The organism is Xanthomonas sp. DAR33341, assembly GCF_003992815.1.
In the GTDB taxonomy this organism is placed as follows: Bacteria; Pseudomonadota; Gammaproteobacteria; order Xanthomonadales; family Xanthomonadaceae; genus Xanthomonas; species Xanthomonas cissicola.
In genome coordinates, this window is the sequence record NZ_QEYV01000015.1 from 143,388 (window position 1) to 163,352 (window position 19,965).

At 64.2% G+C, this 19,965-nt stretch carries 8 protein-coding genes and 1 pseudogene; all 9 read right to left on the reverse strand.

What is annotated here, in order from left to right; translation table 11 throughout:
• Window positions 1–90 precede the first annotated feature (90 nt).
• Window positions 91–2,202: a methyl-accepting chemotaxis protein gene (locus EO156_RS04105; protein ID WP_026007278.1), complete on the reverse strand. Its 2,112-nt coding sequence runs from the start codon at window positions 2,200–2,202 to the stop codon at window positions 91–93.
• 586 nt (window positions 2,203–2,788) lie between these two features.
• Entirely contained in the window at window positions 2,789–5,047 is a 2,259-nt protein-coding gene (locus tag EO156_RS04110) for a methyl-accepting chemotaxis protein (RefSeq protein WP_016851348.1), read from the reverse strand.
• 449 nt (window positions 5,048–5,496) lie between these two features.
• Complete coding sequence (locus EO156_RS04115) at window positions 5,497–7,755, reverse strand: methyl-accepting chemotaxis protein (RefSeq protein ID WP_016851347.1); 2,259 nt, start codon at window positions 7,753–7,755, stop codon at window positions 5,497–5,499.
• 220 nt (window positions 7,756–7,975) lie between these two features.
• The gene (locus tag EO156_RS04120; protein WP_016851346.1) at window positions 7,976–10,348 is read right to left on the reverse strand and encodes a methyl-accepting chemotaxis protein; all 2,373 of its coding nucleotides are present in this window, start codon (window positions 10,346–10,348) and stop codon (window positions 7,976–7,978) included.
• 13 nt (window positions 10,349–10,361) lie between these two features.
• Window positions 10,362–11,123: a transporter gene (locus tag EO156_RS04125; RefSeq protein WP_016851345.1), complete on the reverse strand. Its 762-nt coding sequence runs from the start codon at window positions 11,121–11,123 to the stop codon at window positions 10,362–10,364.
• Window positions 11,124–11,420: 297 nt separating this feature from the next.
• Window positions 11,421–14,210, reverse strand: coding sequence for a methyl-accepting chemotaxis protein (locus EO156_RS04135; protein ID WP_016851344.1), 2,790 nt, complete (start codon window positions 14,208–14,210; stop codon window positions 11,421–11,423).
• Window positions 14,211–14,281: 71 nt separating this feature from the next.
• Window positions 14,282–16,508, reverse strand: a pseudogene (locus tag EO156_RS04140) (methyl-accepting chemotaxis protein).
• Between the two features lie 523 nt (window positions 16,509–17,031).
• Window positions 17,032–17,565 carry a hypothetical protein gene (locus EO156_RS04145; protein ID WP_016851342.1) on the reverse strand — a complete coding sequence of 178 codons (534 nt, stop codon included), beginning with the start codon at window positions 17,563–17,565 and terminating at the stop codon, window positions 17,032–17,034.
• Between the two features lie 319 nt (window positions 17,566–17,884).
• Complete coding sequence (locus tag EO156_RS04150) at window positions 17,885–19,957, reverse strand: methyl-accepting chemotaxis protein (protein ID WP_269467279.1); 2,073 nt, start codon at window positions 19,955–19,957, stop codon at window positions 17,885–17,887.
• Between the last annotated feature and the right edge of the window lie 8 nt (window positions 19,958–19,965).

Consider the following 19,965-nt stretch of genomic DNA (forward strand, 5'->3'; position numbering starts at 1 on the left):
CCCTGCGTGTTCCAATGACGGATGTGTGGAGCGGTCGCCTGGCGCAGATGGCATCGGTGCGCATTTCCCACCGATGCCAGTGCGTGTTGGTCAGAACTCCTGCCAGTTGGTCTCGACGGTCGTCGATGCAGCGACCGCGCGCGGCTTGGCAGCTGCGGTGCCGCCGATCGAGGTCAGCTTGGCGCGCACGGCGGGCGCCGCCTTGGCGACCGATGCCGTGCGGACAGTGCTGGCGGTGCCTTGCTCGGTCTTGAAGACCGCCACGGCCTCGGTCAATCCGATCGCCTGTTCTTCCAGCGAACGCGCGGCGGCAGTGGCTTCTTCCACCAGTGCGGCGTTCTGTTGGGTGGTTTCGTCCATCTGGGTGACGGTCTGGTTGACCTGTTCGATGCCAGCCGACTGTTCCTGCGAAGCGGCGGAGATCTCGCCCATGATGTCGGTGACCCGCTGCACGCTGGTCACCAGCTCGCTCATGGTCCTGCCTGCGGTATTGACCAGCACCGAACCGGCGGCCACACGTTCGACCGAGTCGGCGATCAGGTCCTTGATCTCCTTGGCGGCGCCGGAAGAGCGCTGTGCCAGCGTACGCACCTCAGAAGCCACCACGGCGAAGCCGCGGCCTTGCTCGCCGGCACGCGCCGCTTCCACCGCGGCGTTCAAGGCCAGGATGTTGGTCTGGAAGGCGATGCCGTCGATGACGGAGATGATATCGGCGATCTTCTTGGACGAGGCCTCGATACCGGCCATGGTCTCGACCACCTGGCCGGCGATCTCGCCGCCCTGCGTGGCCACGCTGGCCGCGCCGATGGCGAGCTGGTTGGCCTGTCGTGCGCTTTCGGCGTTCTGCTTGACGGTGGAGGTGAGCTCTTCCATCGAGGCGGCAGTTTCTTCCAGGCTGGCGGCCTGCTGTTCGGTGCGCTGCGACAGGTCGCTGTTGCCGGCAGCGATTTCGCTGGCAGCGCCCTTGATCGAGATGGCCGAGGCCTTGATGCCGGTGACGATTTCGGCCAGCTGCACGGCGGTGGCATTGGCATCGTCGCGCATCTGCGCAAACACGCCGTGGAACTCGCCGCTCATGCGCGCGGTGAGGTCGCCGGCAGCGATCGACTGCAACAAGCCAGAGAGCGATTGCAGGTTGCCATCGGCGGTGGCCATCAAGGTGTTGAGGCTTTCCACCATCACGCGGAAGTCGTGCTGGAAGTTTTCCGCATCGCCGCGGGCGCTGAAGTCGCCATTGGCGGCGCATTGGGAAAGATGCTTGATGGCGTGATTGACCGAAGACAGGTTGCCCTTGACCTTGGCCATGGTGTCGCTGAGCACGGCCTTGTCGCCGGGCAGGGCTTCCATGTCTTCGCGCAAGTCGCCGATCGCGTATTGGCCCATGATCTGCGCCAACCGCATCATCACGGCCACATGCGAGGCGGCCAGGTCGTTGTTGCCGCGCACGATGGTGGCGTAGTCGCCAGGAAAGGCTGCTTCGTCCAGGCGGAAATTCAGCTCGCCCTGATCGTGCCGGCGCTTCATTTCCTGCTGGCCGTGCAAGACCTTCTGCAACTGCTGCTGCATCTTGCTCATGCTGGAGAGCAGGCGACCGGTTTCATCGGTGCCGCTGCTGTCCACGCTGACCGACAGATTGCCAGCGGCGATGGAATCGGCCACGTGCGAGGCGGTGCCCAGGCGATTGACCAGGCGACGACGGATCAACCAGCCGCTGGCCAGCGCCACCAGCACGGCGATGCCGCTGCCGATGATCATCGACCAACGGTTGCTGGCCTTCGCGGCCTTCAATGTTGCGCTGCGCTTGACCAGCAATTGGTTTTCCTGCGCTTCGAAGTCGACCAGCAGCTGACGGATCTGCCCCATCGCCGCACGTTCATGGCCGGCCTTGAATTGCGTCAGCAGTGCGGACAGCTCGGTGTCGCTGCTTTTGCCACGCAGCGCGATCAGGTTGTCCTCAAAGCCCATGAACTGCTCATACGCCGCATGCAGGCGCTGCAGGCGTTCCTGCTGCACCGGGTTGTCGGCGGTCAACGTCTTGGCGTTGGTGAATTCCTGTTCGAACTGCACCTTGCCGTTGTTGTAGGGCGTGAGATGCGGGTCCTGCCCGGACAGCATAAAGCCGCGCGCACCGGTCTCGATATTGACCGTGGCAATGGACATGGCGCGGCCGGTGCCGATGACCTGATAGGTGTGGTCGTTCATGGCCACCGCGTCCGACAGCTGGGACTGCCCACGTAGCCCCACCGTTGCGACGATCAAGAGCACAAGAACAACTGTGCCGAAGCCCAGTGCCAGTTGTGTCGAAAGACTTAGCTGTTTCATCGAATGTGCCTTGAGCTGGTGACAATCTGAGTAGTGGGAGCCATCCGTTCGGCCCGCCGTGATCGGCCGTGTGGTGGCGCGGTGCAGTGAGGCGTTTTCGCGCTCGCATGCGTGCCTCGTTGCTGACATAGCTAGCGGCGCTACCGCTCGCGACTGAAGGGCCTCGTCACAAATTGATCACGCGGTTTCGACGGCATTTATGTTCGAAACCGGGTTCTGACGATGCAGCCTGTTGGTGATCGCAACTTGGTCTGCTGAAGCGCGTCCCAAGGCCGGCGCAGGGCGTCAGTGCAGGCTCTGCCTGTGGCCCAATGAAAGCGTTCCGGCGCGTGCGCAAGACGTCGCTGCCATGCTGCAGTGTCGGGCGCGATGCCCGCCGATGCGCCTCGTGCTAGAAGTACCGCCCATAAAGAGACACCGCGCTCGCCAGCGAACGCGGTGTCTAGGTGCAGTCTCTGGGCCGATATTAGAACTCGGCCCAATTGGATGCCTCGGATGCGACCGACGCAACAGTGGGGCGTGCCGTCGGGCGTGCGACATGCGGCTTGATCGTCGGCTTGTTGACCGCAACCGGACGCTTGGCGGCAATCTGGCGCACCGCCGGCGTGGTGCGGGTCATCGCTCCTGCGTCGGCCGATAGCCGAAACAGCGCCACCGCTTCGGTCAGTTGCTGGGCCTGTTCTTCCATTGCGCGTGCCGCGGCGGTGGCCTCTTCCACCAGCGCGGCGTTCTGCTGGGTGGTTTCGTCCATGCTGGTGACGGTCTGGTTGACCTGCTCGATCCCGGCCGACTGCTCCTGCGAGGCCGCAGAAATCTCGCCCATGATGTCGGTGACGCGCTGCACGCTGGCCACGATCTCGCCCATGGTGGTGCCGGCGCTGTGCACCAGCACCGAGCCTTCGGCCACCCGCTGCACCGAGTCGTCGATCAGGTTCTTGATCTCCTTGGCGGCGCCCGAAGAGCGCTGTGCCAGGGTGCGCACTTCCGAGGCGACCACGGCAAAGCCGCGCCCCTGTTCGCCGGCGCGCGCCGCTTCCACGGCCGCGTTCAAGGCCAGGATATTGGTCTGGAAGGCGATGCCGTCGATGACGGAGATGATGTCGGCGATCTTCTTGGACGAGGCTTCGATCCCGCTCATGGTGCCGACCACCTTGCTGACGATCTCGCCGCCCTGCGAGGCCACGCTGGCCGCGCCGATGGCGAGCTGGTTGGCCTGGCGTGCGCTTTCGGCGTTTTGCTTGACGGTGGAGGTGAGCTCTTCCATCGAGGCGGCGGTTTCTTCCAGGTTGGCGGCCTGCTGTTCGGTGCGCTGCGACAGGTCCTGATTGCCGGCGGCGATTTCGCTTGCCGCACCCCTGATCGACGTGGCCGAGGCCTTGATGCCGCTGACGATCTCGGCCAGCTGGGTGGCGGTGGCATTGGCATCGTCGCGCATCTGCGCAAACACGCCATGGAACTCGCCACTCATGCGTGCGGTGAGGTCGCCGGCAGCGATCGACTGCAACAAGCCCGAGAGCGATTGCAGGTTGCCGTCGGCGGTGGCCATCAAGGTGTTGAGGCTTTCCACCATCACCCGGAAGTCGTACTGGAAACGCTCGGCATCGCCGCGGGCACTGAAGTCGCCATTGGCCGCCGATGTGGCCAGGTGCTTGATTTCGGTATTCATCGCCGACAGGTTGAATTTGACCTGCGCCATGGTGTCGGTGAGCACGGCCTTTTCGCCGGGCAGCTTGTCCATGTCCTCGCTGAGATCGCCGATGGCGTAGCGGCCCATGATCTGCGCAAGCTTCAGTTTCACCGCGATATGCGATGCGACCAGATTGTTGGTATCGCTTGCCATGCGGCCGTAGTCGCCTGGGAACGCATCGGCATCGATGCGGTAGCTGATCTGGCCTTCATCATGGCGCCGGGCCATGTCGGTCTGCGCGCTCAGCAGATTGCGCAACTGTTGTTGCATCTTGCTCATCGCCTTGAGCAGGCGCCCGGCCTCGTCGTTGAACTGGGTATCGACATCGTTATCCAGCCGGCCGCCGGCGATAGATTCTGCAGCGCGGGTCGCGCGGCTCAACGGCTGGGTCAGGCTGCGGGTGATCAGCACGCCCAGGGCGCCGCTCAGCAGCACGACCAGCAGCGAACCGCCGATCAGCAACTTGCGCGACTCGTCCATGGACTGCAGCGCAGCAGCAGAGGCGTCGCCCGCCAGCTTGTTCTGCAATGCGATGTTTTCTGCGATCTTGTCCTGCCACTGCTGCATCGCCGGTGCAGCCTTGGTCAGCAGCAAGGGCAGGGCGTCGTCGCTATGGCCAGTCATCACCAGCTCGATGACCTTGTCGTTCAAGCCCTTGACGATCTCTCGGCGGCGATCGATTTCTGCACGAATTTCCTTGCCTTCTTCCGAGGGCGGGGTTGCGTACAGGGCCTCGCGTGCCTTGACGTAGTCTGCACGGGCATTCTTGATGTTTTCGATAAACTTGAGATTGTCCTCGTTGGAGGTCGGCAACACGACATTGCGGATCTGCGTGGCAATGACGGAGTTGGCATTCATCATGGTGTTGGACAAGCGGATTTTCACCATGTTCTGATTAACCAGGTGATCCACCAGCGCACGCGACGTGCTCAGGCCACGATAGCCGATAAAGGCAATCAGCCCCGACAGCACGATAAGAACGGCGAAGGCGGCGGCCAGTCGTGGGCCGACGTTATAACGTTGGAGAAGGTTAGTCATGGCTGGTTCCTTGGACGCGTTGAGCAGCGGGAAGAGCGATACGCTGACGGCAGCGATACTCGCCTGACCTGTCGCTATGTGCTGTAACGGCGCCCACGTATATTCTATGAATACCTCGATATCTAAAAAATATAACTCAAGTTAGGCTTGTGAAATAAGCCGATGATTTATTGAATCGAATCCGTCAAAATAGCCCATGGATAATGCGGGCTCTACTGATCATTCATTTTTTACATTTATAAAATGTATCCGGATAATCCATTTTGACGTGCCGATGGGTTTATTCGATCTGGCGACGCAATAAAAAAGCCGCGCTCCAGAGAGCGCGGCTTGCATGGCGGCGACTATTTCAGCCGTGCGGGATGTTCGACTCGATGACCGGCACGCTGCGAACAGCTGCCCCGGCGCCGGTCGCGCCCACCTGGCGGCGAGCGCAGCCGTCTCGCCGCTTAGAACTCGGACCAATCGGATTCGTTGGACGGTGCCACTGCTGCTGCGGCACGGCCCGCCGGGCGCGCAGCATGCGGCTTGCTGGCCGGCATGCTGGCAGCAACCGGGCGCTTGGCGGCGATGTGGCGCACCACCGGCGTGGCACGGGTGACCGCTTCCAGCTCGGCCGAGAGGCGGAACTGCGCCACCGCTTCGGTGAGCTGCTGCGCCTGCTCTTCCATCGAGCGTGCTGCGGCGGTGGCTTCTTCCACCAACGCGGCGTTCTGCTGGGTGGCCTCGTCCATGTGGGTGACGGTCTGGTTGACCTGCTCGATGCCGGCCGACTGCTCCTGCGAGGCGGCAGAAATCTCGCTCATGATGTCGGTGACGCGCTGCACCGAGGAGACGATCTCGGCCATGGTGCTGCCGGCCTGATTCACCAGTGCCGAGCCTTCGGCTACCTTGCTGACCGAGTCGTCGATCAGGCCCTTGATTTCCTTCGCTGCACCGGCCGAACGCTGCGCCAGCGTGCGCACTTCCGAGGCCACCACGGCAAAGCCACGGCCCTGCTCGCCGGCGCGCGCCGCTTCCACCGCGGCATTCAAGGCCAGGATGTTGGTCTGGAACGCGATGCCGTCGATGACGCTGATGATCTCGGCGATCTTCTTGGACGAGGTTTCGATGCCGGACATGGTGGTGACCACCTGGCCGACCACGTTGCCGCCGTGCGATGCCACGCCTGCCGCGCCGATGGCGAGCTGGTTGGCCTGACGCGCGTGCTCGGCGTTCTGCTTGACCGTGGAGGTGAGCTCTTCCATCGAAGCGGCGGTTTCTTCCAGGTTGGCCGCCTGCTGCTCGGTGCGTTGCGACAGGTCGTTGTTGCCGGCGGCAATCTCGCCGGCGGCCGTGTTGATGGCCAGGGTGGAGTGCTTGATGCGGCCCACGATGTCGGTCAGGCGCTGGGTGGTCGCATTGGCGTCGTCGCGCAGACGTGCGAATACCCCGTGGAATTGCCCGTCCATGCGCGCGGTCAGGTCGCCATCGGCCACCGCGCCGAGCAGCTGCGACAGCTTGCCCAGGTTGCGGTCGCTGACTTCCATCATCGAGTTCAGATCCGACACCATCACGGCGAAGTCGTACTTGAAGCGCTGCGCATCGCCACGCGCACTGAAATCGCCGGAGGCGGCCGCCTGCGCCAGATGCTTGATCTCGGTGTTGATCGACAACAAGCTGGCCTTGGCTGCATCCATTGCCTCATGCAGCACCGCGCGGCTGGCGGGCAGGCGACGCGCATCTTCGCTCAGGTCGCCCTGGGCGTATTGATTGAGGATGCGCACTGCATCGACGATGGCATCGAGATGCTCGAAGATCATCGTATTGATGCCGGTGGCAAGGTTGCCGTAGACGCCGGGAAAATCTTCCGGCATGCGGTGGGTGATGTCTTCGGCAGCATGCAGGTGCGACATGCGCGCGGTTTCGTCGGAGAAACGGCGCAGCATCTGGGTCATGCCACCAGTGGCCTCGAGCATCTGGCCGATCTCGTCCTTGCTGGTCTTGCCGACCTGCACGCCCAGATCGCCGCGCGAAACCGCCCGGATGGCGCCCAGTGCCTTGGCGATCGGGCTGGTGATGCTGCGCGCGATCAACCAGCCGAAGGTCACCGACAAGGCGGCCATCAACAAGGTGCCGATCAGCAGCACTGCGCTGGTCAGCTTGAACGAGCTGGCGCTGGCACTCACCATGTCGCCCAGCGCCTTGGACTGCTGTGCATACAGCTTGTCCACCGAGGCGAACAGTTCCTTGCGGATCTCGCCCGATTGCTTGCGCGAAAACTCCATCGCAGCGGCGCGGTCGGGCTCTGCATAGAGCTTGCGCAGTTGCTGGTTGGCCGCGAAATAGCGTGCGCTGGCATCGGTCAGCTTGGCGTACTCGGCCTTCAACGGCGAGGCCGCATCGATCTTGGCGTCCAGCTGCTTCTGGGTATCGGCGTACTTGGCCTGGATTTCATCCATGCGCTTGAAGAAATACGCGTAGCGCTCCGGGTCTTCCAGATTGAGGAACTGGCCCACTTCGTAGACGCGGAATTCGCCGGCAAAACCGCGCAACTCGGACAGGCGGCTCAACACCGGCACCACGTCCTGGTTGATCAAGGTGGTTTCGCTCTGCATCTGCTTCATGCGCGAAAAACCCAAACCGCCCAGTAATGCGGTGAGCACGGCGCTCAGACAGAAGGCAAACATCAGTTTGCGGCGAATCGGCCAGTCGTTGAACTTATTCATCACTTGCTCCGGAGCATTGCCTGACGGCGTTATCCAGCACGCTAACGGCCGACACGCCACATTCTTTAATTGTGAAGTATTAATGCGTACGCAAACGCCTGCCGATTCCGGCCAACGCTGCAATACAGCTGTCGCGGCGATGGGGCCGGGTCGCAGGGCCGCTAAACAGCGCTATGCGTCACTGCGCCACATCCAGGCCGCAGTTGCAGAGCGGCCTTGCTCAGAAGTCCTGCCACTGGTTGTCGTTGCCGGCGGTGGCCGCGGGTGCGTTCACTGCCGGCTTGCGTGCGCCCGGCGCACGCGTGCTGGTCTTGCTTGCCCGGGCAACTGCGACGACGGCGGCCTTTTTGGCCGCAGGCGTTGCAGCCTGCGACGGCGGCGCATCGGCCAGGGTAAAGCGCGACACTGCGTGCGCCAGCTGGCTGGCCTGGTCTTCCATGGTGCGCGCAGCGGCAGTGGCTTCCTCCACTAACGCGGCGTTCTGCTGGGTCGCTTCATCCATCTGGGTGATGGTGAGGTTGACCTGCTCGATGCCCGACGACTGTTCCTGCGACGCGGCAGCGATCTCGCCCATGATGTCGGTGACGCGCTGCACGCTGGCAACGATGTCGGCCATGGTGGTGCCGGCCTGATGTACCAGCTGCGATCCCTCGGCGACCTTGCTCACCGAATCGTCGATCAAATGTTTGATCTCTTTTGCGGCACCGGCCGACCGCTGCGCCAGCGTGCGCACCTCGGAGGCCACAACGGCAAAACCCCGGCCCTGTTCGCCGGCACGCGCCGCTTCCACGGCGGCGTTGAGCGCCAGGATGTTGGTCTGGAACGCGATGCCATCGATGACGCTGATGATCTCGGCGATCTTTTTCGATGAAACTTCGATGCCGGACATGGTGGTGACCACCTGCGCCACCACCGCGCCGCCCTGCGAAGCCACGCCAGCCGCACCGATCGCCAGCTGGTTGGCCTGGCGTGCGCTCTCCGCATTCTGCTTGACGGTGGAAGTGAGTTCCTCCATCGAGGCGGCAGTCTCTTCCAGATTGGCCGCTTGTTGTTCGGTGCGCTGCGACAGGTCGTTGTTGCCGGCGGCAATTTCGCTGGAGGCGGTATGAATGCTGCCGGCGGCCTGCTGGATACGCCCGATCACCAGCGCCAGTTGCTCGGCGGTGGTATTGGCGTCGTTGCGCATCGTGGCGAAGACGCCATGGAAATCGCCCTGCATGCGCGCACTCAAGTCGCCGTCGGCCAGTGCGCTGAGCAGGCGCGACACTTCGGCGATGCTGACCGCGTTGGCATCGAGCAAGGCATTGAGCTGTTGCGCCAGTTGCAGGAAAAAGCCCTGCTTTCCGGTACTGTCGATGCGCTTGGAAAGATCGCCGGCAGCGGCGCTACGCACCACGTCGGCAACGTCGATTTCCACGCGCGCCTCGGCCGTGCGGTCGCGCCACTCGCAGACGAAGCCCAGATGCGCGCCGGTCTCGTCGCGAATTGCCGAAACGTTCTGTGCGATGCAGGTGCTGCGGTACTGCACCTCGCGTTGGGCAGCGCCCTGGCGGTCCAGACGCTGATAGATCTCCGCGTCCTGTGCGTTGCCCACTTCCAGCAGCGAGACCGGCTGGCCGACCAGGTTGGCCGTGCGATGGAACGCGGGCGCGCAGGCCTGGACATCGTCTGCGTAGGTATGCAGCAGGTTTTGCAGCGCACTATTGGTGTAGATGATGGTGAGATCCGGGTCGGCGATATACATGCCGGTGGATGCGTTATCCAGTGCGGTACGGATGCGCAGGTTTTCGGCCGCGATGCTGCGCTCGCGCTCCAGGCGCTCGCGCAGGTCGCGCTGCATGCGCGCCAAGGCGGCCATCAGGCTGCGCGAGTGCTTTGCGGCGACCGGGATCGGTTGATCCAGGCGGCCTTCGGCAATGTGCTGCGCGGCCGCCATGGCCAGCTGCGGCTCGCCGCCAAGCAGGCCGAACACCGAGCGCAGGATCCAGCCGGCCGCCAGCGCCAGGCACACCAATGCCAGCACCACGGCGCTACCTTGCTGCCACATCACCCGGTGGCTGTATTGCTCGGCCTGGCGGCGGCTGGCCTCGTTCAAGGCCAGGATGCGCTCGCTGATGGCGCCCATGCGGGTTTCGAGCTGGCTGAACTTGTCGTTGAAATCCGCGTAGGCCGCTGCGCTGTCCGCGTGCGTTTCGGCAGCCTTCACCACGTGGTCGGCGGATGCGATATAGGCCTGCAATGCCGGCGTCACCGCGTCCAACTCGCTGCGCAATGCAGGGGCCAGCGGCAGTTTGCGGTTGGCTGCCAGCGACTCGCGGAATTCGCCAGCGTGTTCCCCCAATGCGGTGCGTGCGGCTGCAACTGCTTTATCGTCTTTCGTGGAGGCAGCAAGCAACGCCGCGGTGACATCGCCGCGCAGGGCGTCGTGCATCATGTCCGCCTGCATGTGGTTGCGTAGCGCGTCGGAGGAAATGACCTGTGCGGCAATCGCATCGAGCAGGCCGCGCTGGCCGTTATAGCCCACGCCACCAAGCGCGAGCAGCGCCAATGCGGCCACCAGCACCAGGACGCCCAGCATGTGCATGATCTTCATGGTGCAACCCGTGTCAGAAGCGGAAAGACAGGCCCACGCCGAGCGCGTGATCCGGTGAGCGGTCGTTGAGTCCGCGGCTGTAGACAGCGTCCAGTTGGACGTCGTTGCTCAGCAGCCAGGCCGAGCCGATATCGAGCAGGGCGACGGTGCCGCCATCGTCGCTGTTGGCGATCTGCGGCAACGCCACTTCGACGAACGAGCGCACGCGGTCGTTCCAGGCCTTGCCGAGAACGGCGCCGAAAATGCCAGCGGTATACCGGTTGCCCTGGCCATCGTCGTCCCAGATCACCCCGGGCATCATGCCCGCGGACATGCTGTCGCTGAGCTCCCATTCGGCCACCAGCCGGAACGAGGGGCGCGCACCATGGCCGCGCAATGCCTGCGCGCCGCTGGGCAGATCCACATGCAGCAACCAGGCCAGCGAGGTCTTGCCATCGTCGGAACTGGCCAGGTGATGTTTGATGCCGAGCGAGACGTCGGACATGCCGCTTACCTGCGCATCGCCAGGCAGGTCGATGCGCTGCCAGCCATCGGTTTCCAGCCGCAATTCCCAGGTCTGGCCCAGGCCGTAGCGCAGCAGCGTGGGCGTGGAATATGCATCCACGGCGTCGTCGCGTTCCCACGCGACGCTGGTTTCCACCTGCACGCGGCGGTCGCCGACGGTGAGGCTGGATTCCACGAAATCCGGGCGGTCGGTCGCGATCGGGTCTTCAGCGCGGGCCTGACCCATCACACCCAACAGCACAAAACAGCTGGCGATAACAGACGGCTTCATGGCATCCCTTGCGTGGCAACCTGCGGGAACGAATATCCGGATGCATGCGTGGCTGTGCTGGCTGCAACAGCACGCATGCGTTGCTGGACCGGCTGCTGCGGTGGGGCGCAGGCAATCGATGTCATCCACCCTAACGGCAACGCTGCATGATTCTTGATGCGCGTCGGACGGGCGGAAGGGCAGGGCATGCGCAGCGCGCCGAGACGCGCCATGCCGGATGCAGCTGTGGAATGCAGGTAACGCTGCGTACGTACGGTGACGCTTGTGTACGCTTGCAATCCACTGCGCACGGGGCGGTTAGAAATCCTGCCACTGGCTGTCGTTAACGGCAGTGCCGGACGACTTGCCCACGGACTGACGCAGCGGTGTCGCTACGCGCTTGCCGCGGGCAGGTGCCGGCTTGGTGGTGCCCACCGCGCGCATCGCTGGTTTGCCAGTGGACGCAGCCAACACCGGTTTGACTGCATGGTTGAGCCTGAAGACCGCCACCGCCTCGGTCAGCTGGCCAGCCTGTTCTTCCATCGCACGCGCTGCGGCAGTGGCTTCTTCCACCAGCGCGGCATTTTGCTGCGTGGCTTCATCCATCTGCGTCACGGTGAGGTTGACCTGCTCGATGCCGGACGATTGCTCCTGCGACGCGGCGGAGATTTCGCCCATGATGTCGGTGACGCGCTGCACGCTGGCCACGATCTCGCTCATGGTGGTGCCGGCCTGATGCACCAGCGACGCGCCTTGTTCCACCTTGCTCACCGAATCGTCGATCAGGTGCTTGATCTCCTTTGCAGCACCAGCCGAACGTTGCGCCAGCGTGCGCACTTCCGAAGCGACCACGGCAAAGCCGCGGCCCTGTTCGCCGGCACGTGCCGCTTCCACGGCGGCATTCAAGGCCAGGATATTGGTCTGGAATGCGATCCCATCGATGACGCTGATGATCTCGGCGATTTTCTTGGACGAGGTCTCGATGCCCGACATCGTGGTGACGACCTGCGCCACCACCGAACCGCCGTGCGATGCCACGTCGGCCGCGCCGATCGCCAGCTGGTTGGCCTGACGCGCGTGCTCGGCATTCTGTTTGACGGTGGAGGTGAGTTCCTCCATCGAGGCTGCGGTTTCTTCCAGATTGGCGGCCTGTTGTTCGGTGCGTTGGGAGAGATCGTTGTTGCCGGCAGCAATTTCGCTGGCGGCTGCGCTGATCTGCGTGGCCGAGGTCTGGATGCCGGAGACAATGCCGGTGAGCTGCGCCACCGTGGCGTTGGCATCGTCGCGCATGCGGGCGAACACGCCCTGGAAATCGCCGTCCATGCGTACGGTGAGGTCGCCTTCGGCCAGCGCACTGAGCAGGCTGGAAATCCGTTCCAGGCTCAGCGAGGTGGTTTCCAGCAGGCCATTGAGCTGGCGGCCGAATTCCAGGTAGAACCCGTGCTTGTCTTCCAGCGCCAGGCGCTGGCCGAAATCGCCCATCAAGGCGGACTGCACCAGTTCGGCCACTTCCTGCTGCGTGCTGACTTCGGCACTGATATTGCGCCACAGCAGCATGCTGCCGCTGCGGCGGCCATCGGGGGCGTACAGCGGGGTCATGGTCAGATCCAGTGTTACCGGCCCGAAGCGATAGCGTTCGGTGCTGGTGGACTGCAGCTGACGCAGGCGCTGCGTGCGCGCGGTGCCTTCGCTGTCGTTGCCGAACACGTAGTCCATCGGCTTGCCGACCACCGCATCGGCACTGAAGCCGGTCTGGCCCTTGGCATGGAAGGCGGGCTCGCCCTGCTTGAACGAGGTGTGCAGCGCTTGGGTGATGAACACCGCGTTGTGCTGTTCGTCGGCCAGCAACACTTCCATTTCCGAGTGTTCCAGTGCGGTGCGGATGCGCAGGTTTTCGTTGGCGACCTGCGCATCGCGCTCGATGCGCTCGCGCAGGTCGCTCTGCATGCGTTGCATGGCGCCCATCAGGCGGCCCACTTCGTCCTGGCGCTGCACGGTGATCTGGTTGTCGAGCTTGCCCGAGGCGATCGCATCGGCCACGTGCGCGGCGGCCTCCAGCGGCCGCACCACCTGGCGACGCAGCAGCGCGAACAGCGCCACGCTGAGCACCAGCGCCGAACCAAGGCCGACGGCAAGGATGGTCCACAGCAGGTGATGCGCCTGCTGCATGATCGTGGCATACGGCACCACCACGCCCAGCGCGAAGCGCTCCTGCGCCTTGCCGATCTGTAGCGGAACGTAGGCGCTGACTGCGCCGTCTGCATCGGGAGTGAAATCCAACGCGTCCTTGCCGGCCTTGATCGCCTCCAGCATGGTGCGGTGGCGTGCGTCGGTGACCTGCTTGCCGATACGCGTGGTGTCGTGCGATGCCAGCACCACGCCGGCGGGCGACAGCAGTTCGACATAACCGTCCTGCATCGGGCGCAAGGCGCCAAGGCGCTGCTGCAATGCCGCCAGTGCCACGTCCACGGTGACCGCGCCCAGATACTTGCCGTCCTGCAGGATCGGCGTGGACAAAGTAGTCATCAGCACGGTCTTGCCGCCGATCTTGTAATCGTAGGGTTCGGCCACGGTCTGCCGCAGCAGCGCCCGTGGTTTCAGATTCCAGTCGCCCAGGCCGGGGGTGTCGTAATCGGTGAGCGGCTCGCGGACCAGTGTCTGGTCGCTGCGTCCCCAGTAGGTCATGAAGCGGCCGGTGGCGTCGTGGCCCGTGGCATTGGCGAATGCGCTGTCCTTGCCATCGAAGGCCTGCGGCTCCCACAAGGTGCCCATGCCGACCCACTCGGGGTGATCCAGCAATTGGTCGTGCACCACGGCTGCGGCACTGTCGCGGCTGATGCCGCCATTGGCGCGTTGCACCAGCAAGGTGGTGGCCAGCGATTGGCCGGTCGTCAACGCCTGGCCAAGGTCGCTGCCGATCTGCTCGGCCTGGTAGCGCGCGGCATTCTGCATCGTGGCCTGAGCTGAGGCGCTCAATGCGCGACTGCTTTGCCAATAGGTGATGGCCGCGGTCAAACCGAAGCACAGCGAGGCAATGACCGCCGTACCGAACATCAGGCGGTACGCCAGGCGTCCGCTGAAAGGTGAGTGGGTGGAAGGCGAGGTCATGGCGTAGCCGCGGAAGGGAAGGGAAAGGGGGGAGCGGAGAAGACAACCCCGCCGTAGCGGGGCGTCTGCGATCAGTGGGTGGCCAGCGCAACCCGCGTCGGCGCGCGTGCGCCTGCATGGCCGAATTGGTTGGAGGCGGCAGCGACGATCCGGAAGCTGGACACCGCTTCATCCAGCTGCTGCGCCTGCTGTTGCATGGCATTGGCCGCGGCGGTGGCTTCTTCCACCAACGCCGCGTTCTGCTGGGTGCTCTCGTCCATCTGGGTGACGGTGAGGTTGACCTGTTCGATCCCGGCCGACTGTTCCTGCGAGGCGGCAGAAATTTCGCTCATGATGTCGGTGACGCGCTGCACCGAAGAGACGATCTCGGCCATGGTCTTGCCGGCCTGATCCACCAGCAGCGAGCCCTCGGAAACCTTGCCCACCGAATCGTCGATGAGGTGCTTGATCTCTTTGGCCGCACTGGCCGAACGCTGGGCCAGCGTGCGTACTTCCGAGGCGACGACGGCAAAGGGCCGAACGCTGGGCCAGCGTGCGTACTTCCGAGGCGACCACCGCGAATCCGCGGCCTTGTTCGCCGGCACGTGCGGCTTCCACCGCAGCATTCAACGCCAGGATATTGGTCTGGAAGGCGATGCCGTCGATGACGCTGATGATCTCGGCGATCTTCCTGGACGAGGTCTGGATGCCGGACATGGTGTCCACCACCTGGCTCACCACCTGGCCGCCCTGCGAGGCCACGCTGGCGGCGCCGATCGCCAGCTGGTTGGCCTGACGCGCGCTTTCGGCATTCTGCTTGACGGTGGAAGTGAGCTCCTCCATCGAGGCGGCGGTTTCTTCCAGGCTGGCGGCCTGCTGTTCGGTGCGCTGCGACAGATCGTTGTTGCCGGCGGCGATTTCACTGGCCGAGCCGGTGATGGAACTGGCGGCCTGCTGGATGCGCCCCACGATGCCGGCCAGCTGGGTGGCCGTGGCGTTGGCGTCGTCGCGCATGCGCGCGAACACGCCATGGTACTGGCCGTCCAGGCGCGCGGTGAGGTCACCTTCGGCCAGGGACGCCAGCAGCTCGGACAGCTTGCCCAGGTTGCGGTCGCTGACCTCCATCATCGCGTTGAGGTCGTTGATCATGCGCGCCGAGTCGTGCTTGAAGCGCGTCGCATCGCCGCGCTGACTGAAGTCGCCGTTAGCCGCGGCCTGGGCCAGGCGTTTGATCTCGGTGTTGATCGCCAGCAGGCTGGCCTTGGCTGCATCCATCGCTTCATGCAGCACCGCGCGCGTGCCGGGCAGGCGCGCGGCATTGCGCGACAGGTCGCCTTGCGCATACTCGTTGAGGATGCCGATCGCATCGACGATGGCATCCAGGTGCTCGAAGATCATCGTGTTGATGCCGGTGGCCAGCTCGCCGTAGACGCCCGGGAAATCGGTCGGCATGCGGTGGGTGACATCGTCGCCGGCATGCATGTGCACCATCACCTTGGTCTGCGCGGAGAAGCGCTCCAAGGTGTGAACCATCTCGTCGGTCGCCTTGAGCATCTGGCCGATTTCATCGGTGCCGTGTTCGGCGGTACGCACGCTCAGGTCGCCGCGCGCCACACCCTTGATGGCTGCCAGGGCCCGCGACACCGGCTCCAGGATGGAGTTGCCGATCATCCAGCCCACCAGCAGATTGATCAGCACCAAGGCGCCTCCGGCGATCGCAACGATGCCGGTGAAAACCAGCGCCTGCGATTGAGTGTCGTCCAGGTACACGCCGGTGCCGATCACCCAGCCCCACGGCTTGTACAGCGCCGCGTACGAGGTTTTCTGCACCGGATCCTTCTGCCCTGGCTTGGCCCAGGTGTAATCGACATAGCCGCCGCCGGCCTGCGCTGCGGTGACGAACGCCGGAAACACGCGCTTGCCGTCCGGGCTGAGCACATCGCTCAACGGCTTGCCGACCAGGTCGGGCCGGGTGGGGTGCATCAGCATCGTCGGCGTCTGGTCGGTGACGTAGATGTAATCCACACCGCCACGTGCGCGCATGGTCGACAGGGTATGCAGCGCACTTTTCTTGGCGGTCTCCACGTCGATCTCGCCCTTTTCGGCGCGCTCGGCGTAGCCATTGACCACTGCAATCGCCATCTCGATCTGGCTCTTGAGCCCATCGCGGCGCGTATCGGTCAGATCGACGTACTGCATGCGTGCGGCGATCACCGCCAACGCAATGATGCCCAGCGCAACCAGGGCAGTCTGGACGAAGAACTTGCGCTTGAGCGGCACATTGGCCAGCGTTTTTGCAACCGTGGTCTTCAGCGTCATGGCAGATATCCAGCAAAGGAATGTGAACGGCGTAAGTCGAATAGCGACCCGACTCCGAAAATGTTGAGCCGGGCGCACCGCAGGGTTGCGGACGATGTGTGGCGCAGGCCACGTGCGAATGGCCTGACTTTGCTCAGTGCGTTAACCTGCTGGCACGGCGCGTTGCGTACCCGATGCACTGGCAGCGCGTTGGGCATCACAGCGGACCAGGCAGTGCCTGGAAGACATGCTGTGACGTGATCGCCGACGGCGCGCGCAACGGTGGCGGTTGCACTATCGGCGAGCATCGAACGGCTCACATCTGCCTGGCGAATTCATCAGGCAATGTGGTGGAGGCGCTGCGCGTGCAGCATCGAGCATCGGGCACGGCGTGACCCGCAGCGGCAGGCGGCCCGGCGTGCTGTGCAGGGGTTTCGCCGATTACCTCGGCCGCACAGGGCGTGACGGTTCAGCGTGAAGCGCAGCGTACTGCTCGTGATGTTGCCCGGTCGCTCGTGGCCACCGTTGCGTTGCCTGCAGCGGCTCAGTTGCGCTGCGCAACGTTCGCGCTGGCGACCGATTGCTGCAGGCTCTGCAGTTCGGTCCACAAGACATGGCGGGTATCGCCGCTATGGCCCAGCGACAAGGCTTGTGCGTATTGCAGGTCGCCCTCGTGCAGGGCGCGATTGGCCTGGCGGTGCTGTGCCAGATACTTGCCCAGCTGCTGCTGCACCAGCGCGAATTTGCGTGCCTGTTCGCCCTGCGGCGCGGTGGCCTGGAAGTAGCCGGCGTGCCGTGCGATGCGCTGGTGCAGATTGCCCAGACGCTCGTCGTAGGCGTCGATACGCGCCGCATCGTGCCTGGCGGCAAGCTGTGCACGTTGATCGTCGCGCAACTGCGCCAGATCCACCGCCAGCGACTGCAATGCGGTGACTGGCACATTGTCCAGAAGCACCGAGACCGGCGCTGCCGGGGCGGCGAAGGAGGGCGGCAACGAGACGCCGGCAGCCAGCAGCGCGACGGTGAACACACAGCCCAGCACGGTGCGTGCAGAGCGGTTGGAGTTGGCGGTGTGCATGCGGACGTCCTTCGATCTAGCGCGGGCAATGCGGCCCTCAGTGCTTGTTGTATCGGCCGCAAACGCCTGCGCTTGACGGATTTTCGACCAGCGGCACACTTGCATGGGCGTCGCAGCGACGTCCTTCTCCTGCGGGAGAAGCTGGCGCGCAGCGCCGGATGAGGGACGCACGCCGCCTCACGCGCCCAACTGCAAGCTGTCGACAACGACACGCGAAAACGCCTAAGCAGAGTTTTCTCGCCAAAAAAAGCCCCGACATTGCTGCCGGGGCTTGGGGCGCACGTGCCCCTGATCCTGCGGCCGTGCAGCTGCAGTGCGCTTAGAACTCCTGCCAGTCCGACTCGCTGTTGCCAGCTGTGGCAGCCACCGGGCGTTGCTTGGCTGTGGCTGTGGCTTTGGCCGCGACACCGGCCGGTGCGGGTGCGCGCTTGGTCGTGGTCGGTTTGGCAACGCCTGGCTTTGCGGCGGCCAGGCGCAGCGGCGCAGGGCGCTTGGCCGCAGGCGCCACGGCAGCGACCTGCTGCACCTTGAAGATCGACACCGCATCGGACAGCTGACCGGCTTGCTCTTCCATCGCACGTGCCGCGGCGGTGGCTTCTTCCACCAGCGCGGCGTTCTGCTGGGTGGCTTCGTCCATCTGCGTCACAGTGAGGTTGACCTGCTCGATCCCGGCCGACTGTTCCTGCGAGGCGGCAGAAATCTCGCCCATGATGTCGGTGACGCGCTGCACGCTGGCGACGATGTCGGCCATGGTCTTGCCGGCCCGATCCACCAGGACCGAGCCTTCGGCGACCTTGCTCACCGAATCGTCGATGAGGTGCTTGATCTCCTTGGCTGCACTGGCCGAACGCTGGGCGAGCGTGCGCACTTCCGAGGCAACCACGGCGAAACCACGGCCCTGTTCGCCGGCACGCGCCGCTTCTACCGCAGCGTTCAAGGCCAGGATGTTGGTCTGGAAGGCGATGCCGTCGATCACGCTGATGATGTCGGCGATCTTCTTCGACGACACCTCGATGCCGGACATCGTGGTCACCACCTGCGCCACCACGCTGCCGCCTTGCGAGGCAACCGTGGCCGCACCGATGGCGAGTTGGTTGGCCTGGCGCGCATGCTCGGCGTTCTGGCGTACGGTGGAGGTGAGTTCCTCCATCGATGCGGCGGTTTCTTCCAGGTTGGCGGCCTGCTGCTCGGTGCGCTGCGACAGATCGTTGTTGCCGGCCGCGATCTCGCTGGCTGCGGTATTGATCGACAGGGTGGCGTGCTGGATGCGCCCAACGATATCGGCAAGTTGCGCCGTGGTGGCATTGGCATCGTCGCGCATCTGGGCGAACACGCCATTGAACTGGCCTTGCATGCGCTCGGTGAGATCGCCCGCGGCGATGGCCTGCAACAGCTTGGACAGCGAGCCCAGGTTGGCATCGGCGGTCGCCATCAGCTGGTTGAGGCTCTCCACCATCGCCTGGAAATCGTACTGGAAGCGCTGCGTGTCGCCGCGCACGCTGAAGTCGCCGTTGGCGGCGGCCTGCGCCAACAGCTTGATCTCGCCGTTCATCGCCGACAGGTTGGCCTTGACGGTATCCATGGTGGAACTGAGCACGGCCTTCTCCCCGGGCAGGCGGTCCATGTCCTGACTGAAGTCGCCGATCGCATAGTGCGACATGATCTGCGCGAGTTTCATCTTGACTGCGATATGCGAGCCGACCAGGCTGTTGGTGTCGCGCACCATGGTGCCGTAGTCGCCTGGAAACGCGTCGTGTTCCATGCGATAGCTGATTTGGCCGGCATCGTGGCGCTTGGCCATTTCCGACTGCGCTGCGAGCACGGCCTGCAGTTGCCGCTGCATGCCTTCCATGCTGTGCAGCAGTTGCCCGGCTTCGTCGCGGCTGTCGACGTGGATGGCGTTATCCAGTTTGCCCTGTGCGATGGCACTGGCCACCCGCGTGGCGCGACCGAGCGGGCCGGCGATGCTGCGGGCGATGAACCAACCGGAAAATGCAGCCAGCAGCACGAACAGCGCCATCGCCACGAGCATGACGTGCACCGAACGCCGGTAGGTTGCCTCGGCCTGCGCGATCTCGCTGTCCATGTGGGCAACGTTGAACTTGGTCAGCTCCACCAATTTTGCGAACAGGTCGCGCCGCGCCGGACGCGATTGCTCGTCGGAAACGCGATTGGCAGTGACCAGATCGCCGGCACGCACCGCGGCGCTGAGCGCAGCATTGGCCTTGTAGTAATCGGACAGTTTCAGTTTGACCTCGTCGTACAACTCGGTCTCTCTACCTGCCGTGGTGGTTTTGGCGTAGGCGTCCTGCGCCGTCGCGACGTCGGCGCGCGCCTTGTCCATGCGTTCGAAATAATTCTGCACCGCCTTCGGATCGTCGGCGTGCGCCAGCTGAGCGA

Bases quoted from the DNA above. Each gene is read 5' to 3' on its own strand.
- EO156_RS04120 (WP_016851346.1), bottom strand. From the start codon at position 10,348: ATGAAGATCATGCACATGCTGGGCGTCCTGGTGCTGGTGGCCGCATTG.
- EO156_RS04135 (WP_016851344.1), bottom strand. From the start codon at position 14,210: ATGACCTCGCCTTCCACCCACTCACCTTTCAGCGGACGCCTGGCGTAC.
- EO156_RS04110 (WP_016851348.1), bottom strand. From the start codon at position 5,047: ATGACTAACCTTCTCCAACGTTATAACGTCGGCCCACGACTGGCCGCC.
- EO156_RS04125 (WP_016851345.1), bottom strand. From the start codon at position 11,123: ATGAAGCCGTCTGTTATCGCCAGCTGTTTTGTGCTGTTGGGTGTGATG.
- EO156_RS04145 (WP_016851342.1), bottom strand. From the start codon at position 17,565: ATGCACACCGCCAACTCCAACCGCTCTGCACGCACCGTGCTGGGCTGT.
- EO156_RS04105 (WP_026007278.1), bottom strand. From the start codon at position 2,202: ATGAACGACCACACCTATCAGGTCATCGGCACCGGCCGCGCCATGTCC.
- EO156_RS04115 (WP_016851347.1), bottom strand. From the start codon at position 7,755: ATGAATAAGTTCAACGACTGGCCGATTCGCCGCAAACTGATGTTTGCC.